Annotated in this window: 8 protein-coding genes; 5 read left to right on the forward strand and 3 right to left on the reverse strand. The window is 52.0% G+C overall.

Features of this window, described 5'->3' with window-relative positions:
* The first annotated feature begins 74 nt into the window (after nucleotides 1-74).
* The gene (locus I71_RS25175; RefSeq protein ID WP_049976322.1) at nucleotides 75-425 is read left to right on the forward strand and encodes a tyrosine-type recombinase/integrase; all 351 of its coding nucleotides are present in this window, start codon (nucleotides 75-77) and stop codon (nucleotides 423-425) included.
* Between the two features lie 45 nt (nucleotides 426-470).
* Here I71_RS25175 and I71_RS37715 read toward each other — a convergent pair whose 3' ends face one another.
* Complete coding sequence (locus I71_RS37715; RefSeq protein WP_148294361.1) at nucleotides 471-1,484, reverse strand: hypothetical protein; 1,014 nt, start codon at nucleotides 1,482-1,484, stop codon at nucleotides 471-473.
* A gap of 31 nt (nucleotides 1,485-1,515) precedes the next feature.
* Here I71_RS37715 and I71_RS37720 point away from each other — a divergent pair, with 31 nt between their 5' ends.
* The 4 genes from I71_RS37720 (at nucleotide 1,516) to I71_RS25195 (ending at nucleotide 3,416) form a co-directional block, all read left to right on the forward strand.
* Entirely contained in the window at nucleotides 1,516-1,851 is a 336-nt protein-coding gene (locus I71_RS37720) for a hypothetical protein (protein WP_148294362.1), read from the forward strand.
* Nucleotides 1,852-1,865: 14 nt separating this feature from the next.
* Nucleotides 1,866-2,384 carry a hypothetical protein gene (locus I71_RS25185; protein WP_042700213.1) on the forward strand — a complete coding sequence of 173 codons (519 nt, stop codon included), beginning with the start codon at nucleotides 1,866-1,868 and terminating at the stop codon, nucleotides 2,382-2,384.
* Nucleotides 2,385-2,404: 20 nt separating this feature from the next.
* Nucleotides 2,405-2,914 carry a hypothetical protein gene (locus I71_RS37725; protein WP_211098435.1) on the forward strand — a complete coding sequence of 170 codons (510 nt, stop codon included), beginning with the start codon at nucleotides 2,405-2,407 and terminating at the stop codon, nucleotides 2,912-2,914.
* Nucleotides 2,915-3,206: 292 nt separating this feature from the next.
* On the forward strand, nucleotides 3,207-3,416 hold the full coding sequence (locus tag I71_RS25195) for a hypothetical protein (RefSeq protein ID WP_042700216.1): 210 nt from the start codon (nucleotides 3,207-3,209) through the stop codon (nucleotides 3,414-3,416).
* A 284-nt stretch (nucleotides 3,417-3,700) separates the two neighbouring features.
* On the opposite strand, the gene I71_RS37730 is transcribed toward I71_RS25195, so the two are convergent.
* Both I71_RS37730 and I71_RS37735 read right to left on the reverse strand, forming a co-directional pair.
* Nucleotides 3,701-4,540, reverse strand: coding sequence for a hypothetical protein (locus I71_RS37730; protein ID WP_148294364.1), 840 nt, complete (start codon nucleotides 4,538-4,540; stop codon nucleotides 3,701-3,703).
* Nucleotides 4,537-5,163, reverse strand: coding sequence for a hypothetical protein (locus I71_RS37735; RefSeq protein ID WP_148294365.1), 627 nt, complete (start codon nucleotides 5,161-5,163; stop codon nucleotides 4,537-4,539). The genes I71_RS37730 and I71_RS37735 overlap by 4 nt, the downstream gene beginning before the upstream one ends.
* Nucleotides 5,164-5,289: the final 126 nt, after the last annotated feature.

Raw genomic sequence — 5,289 nt, forward strand, 5'->3', positions numbered from 1 at the left:
CTTGACCTGGCGCACTACGACCCGCGTCGAGGCACCGTCGNCATTCTCGCAAAGGGCGGAAGGAGCGGCAACTCGTGACCCTTCCGCCGGCTGTCCGCGCAGCGGTCGAGGCGTGGATCGCGGCGCGCGGCAGTGTCGCCGGTCCTCTGTTCACCAACCAGGACCGCGCCCGGAAGGGAAGCGGCCGGCTGACGGACTCGGCCGTCTACCGGCTGGTTCGCGACCTGGGAAAGAAGGCGGGGATCAAGGCACGTCCGCATGGGCTTCGGCATTCAGCCATCACGGACGCGCTCGACCGGACCAACGGAAACATCCGCGCTGTGCGGAAGTTCAGTCGTCACAAGGATTTCAACGTCCTTGTCGTATATGACGACAATAGATCGGACCTTGCTGGAGACATTGCCCGGCTGGTGTCGGAGGATTGAGCTAGAGCATGAGCACGAAAACTATAATTATCATGCACATACCACTTAGGTGCCGGATTTTGACCACATTCCGCACCCCTTCGAAAGGGCGGAGGTTTGGGCTTCGATGTATGTTTTTTCGAAATCACTGCCAGATAATACCTGGGGGTCGATCTTTGCGCGTCCATTCTCAAGCAGAATGGTTGCTACGTCGGTTTGTTGGTCATTTGTGTCACTATTGATTGTGCATACCCACTTATCAACACTCTCTGAAGGCTGAAAACAAAATCCGCTCAATTTATTTTCTTTTGATACGCGTTTCGCTACCTGCGTCAAATTGATGGCCGCAGCGTTAATTTGAGCATCATTGGAACTGTCAATACGAATTCCAAAAAGATCAAAGTATCTCACAGATGAAGATGCATCTTCAATAAAAGCAATCTTGCTACCTTCAACAGGGATTATCATCCCATTCACAGAATTATGTGGCTTTCCAATGGATAATGCACGGCCGGGTGCTTCGCAGCGGCTGTCAACATCCTTGTAGTCGATGAGGTACTTCCGATCAATGAACATGGGATAATTGTCATTGAATGGGATCATGGCGCTAAAAGGAAGTCCTACATCGCTAGCAGATTTTCTCAAAGCATCATCGTAGTCTGATGCTTTCATTTCTTTCTTAAACGGCTGAATTGTTGCCATTTTCATTACAGAGGCAGCGCCAATTGTGATCTGAATTAACGTACTTACCGTCCATAACGATAATGCAAAGGCAATAATTCCTCTAAATACTATTGTCCTGAATGTTGGCTTTAACTCCTTCTCGATGATAACAGTAACAGCAAAAAACAAAAGCGAAGATAAAGAGAACCAAGTAAATAAAATATATGATGAAACACGAATAGGAACTTCTGTTGATGAATACCATCCAGAAACGCAGGCGATAGATAATGCTCCTGACGAGACCATGCACACTCTAATCACGACTTTAACGTGATCGTAAAGGTATTCAACTCCTTCTCGAACATATGGTTTGTCAATTTTTTGTATAAGACTTAGAAAAAACCTTAGTTTTTCCATTTTTTGTTTCCTAATGCAAGGAGGTTCTAAAGTGAGAACTTACAATAGCACAAAATTGCGCCATATTGAGGAGCAACTCGCAAGCCACACGGGCGTCGCAAACGGTCTTTCCGAGAAATACCGCGCCATCGCACTCCGTCGCATGGATGCAGACAAAGAACTCGGTGAAGCCAGTGCATGCTCCTACCGTAGCCGGGATAAAGCCTTGTTGGCAGAGCTCGGGAAGAAGGCTGTGAAACTCCTTCAAGAGGAAAACGCGATTGCGGAGCAAGTTGGAACCGCTCGCCAACAGGCTGATCGCCTCAAACAGCTTGTTGCCCGCCTCAAAACTCACATCCAGAAAACCGGCGCGCTGCCGCGCGATTGAAGGGAACGGCCATCATGACGCTTTCCACCGCGCTTGCCAGCATCGCCGATGCGCGCAAGGCAATCGAGACAGAGATCGCTGCGCTTCGCCGCCGCATCATCACGACCAAGCAGGAGATTGAAACCATCAGCCGTGCACCGCTTCCCAAGGAGGAGGCTCTCGCCAAACTGGACGGTGTCCTGGCCGGCTTTGACAGTTATGCCGCGAACGTTCACGCGCTCGTATCCCCAACGGCCAAGGTCGGGATCGACGATCTCCTGCTGAGCCACTATCCCGAACGGACTTTGCTTTGGGCTGTTGCCCTGACCATGCGGGACCGCTTGGCGGAGTCCATCACTGAATACCTTGCGGACAAGCCGGCCGGATTGCCGCACACCGCACGCGAAGCCAAGCTGGCAACTCTGGAGGCGTCTCTGCTGAAACTGGAGCGCGACGAAAAGAAGCTGATCGAGCATGCCGGCGCCGCCGGGATCGAGATCATGCGCCGCGTCGATGCGGATCCCCGTGCCGTTCTCGACATTATCGAAAGCTGAGGCTTGCCATGTTCCGACACATGCTTGCACATCTGAACCCCTTCGCCTCTCGCAGGGCCGACACCAAGGAAGCTCCCAAACGGGCGCTGAGCCCGCCCGGCAGACCTGCCGGGCGGTTCAGCTTTGCCGATTTTGTCCAACGCTCCACAGGGCGCACAAGCGGCGGGAACCGTGGTGCGGCCGACGGCGGCGCCCGAGTGGGGTCATCGGGCGGAGACAAGGCCGAGAGAGACCGCTGGCGCACCGTGTTTGCGTCATCAGAAGCACAGGATCGACCTGACGCTGCCTGCACCATGCTCGCAACAACGAACATGCCGCCGGCCAAGATCGTCGCTGCTTTGGTGGGGATACCGAAGCCGATACGGGGCAATCCGGAAATGATCGCTGCGATGGATGCTTTCCATATCCCCAAGATCGGCGCTGCCTACGAGGGGCCGGCTCTCTCGGAAGATCAGCAGGCAGCCCATGCCGTGCTTGCCAGCCTGAACCAAACCCTCCACCCGCTCAACCGCCTGGACAGGAAGGCATGATCAGGCGCGGGAAGTCGATAGGTGTGCGGGCTTCCTGATTTCCTCCGCTGGGTATGGAAGGACCCGTCGACGGCAGTTCAGGCGGTCGACGGATCCTTACCAGGGGCGGGCCGCGCCGGGACAAACGGATGGAGCGCCAGCTGCGGGCCGCTGGCCTGCTGTAGGCCAGCCTCGACGCCTACGAGAACATGCGGCGGCCGGAGGTGGTCCGCGTCCCGTCGCCGACCCAGGCTTTCGGGGAGCAGGGATTCACCGCCAATCGGAGCAATAGCGCCCACAGCAGGAAACAGCATTGCCGGGCAATCCTTGCGGGCCGTCGCCGGGCATCTACCAGCGCGACGGCACCGACGCCCGGCCAGTGGTGATCTTCGTGCCGGCGCCAAGCTACCGCCCGCGCCTCTGCTTCCACGACATCGCGGAGCGGGCGGTTCGCGCCAACATCGGCCGGCGCCTCGAGGGGGCGGTGCGGACGGTCAACGCCCGCGTCGCCGCCCGGCGGTAAGCGCCCAGCTGGCCGCCGCGGGTCCTTCCGGGGGCACCCCCCAGTGAGGGTAATTCGGGCCGCACCCCCCAACCCTCTGAGAAAATTTCCAGACGCGCTTTTTGTTTACTTTGGCACCAACCTAAGATTTGAGATCATAGATCTGCGGCTGTCTTACATATATGCCTAGATCAGCAGGTTGATGCGTATTGCGTATTCTTCCTAATCTCCAAGAGGGTTCAGTGCTAACTTCACGCTGCGTTATAATTTCAGAGAGGCGGGAAGTATACGTTTCTATGTATATTCTATTCTTTTCTTTTTGACTCGCTTCTGGTTATTTTGTCGCTATCAATTTTTTCCCCAATGACATTGAGATCAAACTCAGATGAAGATGTCTCTGGTGGGTCAAATTTAATAAGAACGCCATATACCTCACTTCTTACTACCGATCCAGTGGCACCGTCTGGCAGTTGAGAGAATTCAACTCTGGGGGGGGTCTTGTATGGAGTAGAAAAATACTGCCAATACATGTTCTGCCCAACCTGAATTCTCAAGCCGCCGTTACGAGGTGGGTCTGGTAGTTGTGCTTGTGTTCCTTGAATAAAATCGTAAACAGAGCTCCACAAATCAGGGGCGAGCTTATTTGCGGTGTCAGAGTCTGCATTACGCATTACGCTGTACTGCAAAGCGGCGCCAACCAGTGCTTTTTCAGCTATCGCATCCGGTCTTTTTGGTTCCATGGAAACTCTAAATGATCCAGCATAAGACTGCGCGTTTCCGCACTGAACAAAAACCATGAACTCACTCGGTTTCTTGACGATAAATCCCTTCACTTGGAAAAAGGCTGTTGTTTCATAATACGCACTTTCCCCATCACTAATTTCCCATGTCGGAATTTTTCTATAGGGTTCGCTTAGTTTCCTGTAAGTCTTCTTGCCTGAAACAATGCTTACCGTCATCTCACTATCTGCTATCTCTAGCTCGGTGCGTATTGTTACCATTACCTCAAAATCGAACAATTTGCCTGGAAAAGCATCAACATAAAATCTTCTGAATCGAGCTCCAAGCATGCAAGACGTTGATCCGTCCTCTTCCCGGCGAATATCATCAGCAATCATAAACCATGCAGAAGTATTGTTACTCATTGCTTCACCCGGACGCTTTCAAGAGCTCTGCTTTTTGGTTTGACATGGCATTTGTAATCTTCAATATCTTTATTGTTTTCTACTACTCTCATAAAGTCATTATTGGCCCATTGTTTCAATTGCGCGCGGTTTGTGTGATGACGATCTTGATTAATAACCCCCCATACCAATGTAAAATCTTCGTCTTGCCTTAGCTTTTTCTCATTGGAGTGGCTGGTGACATCTGCATTGTAGGTGCTCACCGGGCACTCAACAATGTCAATGTCAGCTTCCAGAGCAAGGAAGGTCTCTGCAATGCTTCTAATAGTCATGTTTTCATGACCGCTTAAGCGCTTAGAGATGATGGATGGGCTAATATCCAGCCTCTCGGAAATTTTTTTATAGCTTATGTCATTGTGCTTTGACTCTAGACGTGCGTAGGCACGCTGCATCGCTCGATATACTCGCTGTTCGAGCTTTGCAGTCGCTATTTCTTTCTGGTGCTCAGTAATTGAATCAATATTCAGCCGATTTTGGCTTGGTATTCCAATGCCTTCAACGAGACGATATATCTCAATTTCTTCTTCGCTTAAGTTACTTAAGTTGCTTGCAATATCAAATGTTTCATTGAGCTTCTTTGTCATGGCGGCGTTCCTTCAGAAATAATCGCGCAGTGAGGATGAGTAGTAAACACATAGAGGAGTCAGGCCGATGAGGCATCTGACGTTATTGACAATCCTCATTTGCCTGGGCCAGTGGGGTCTGGATCT

This window comes from Azospirillum sp. B506 (assembly GCF_000333595.1).
GTDB lineage: Bacteria > Pseudomonadota > Alphaproteobacteria > Azospirillales > Azospirillaceae > Azospirillum.

Bases quoted from the DNA above. Each gene is read 5' to 3' on its own strand.
- I71_RS25185 (WP_042700213.1), top strand. From the start codon at position 1,866: ATGACGCTTTCCACCGCGCTTGCCAGCATCGCCGATGCGCGCAAGGCA.
- I71_RS37730 (WP_148294364.1), bottom strand. From the start codon at position 4,540: ATGAGTAACAATACTTCTGCATGGTTTATGATTGCTGATGATATTCGC.
- I71_RS37735 (WP_148294365.1), bottom strand. From the start codon at position 5,163: ATGACAAAGAAGCTCAATGAAACATTTGATATTGCAAGCAACTTAAGT.
- I71_RS37715 (WP_148294361.1), bottom strand. From the start codon at position 1,484: ATGGAAAAACTAAGGTTTTTTCTAAGTCTTATACAAAAAATTGACAAA.
- I71_RS37725 (WP_211098435.1), top strand. From the start codon at position 2,405: ATGCTTGCACATCTGAACCCCTTCGCCTCTCGCAGGGCCGACACCAAG.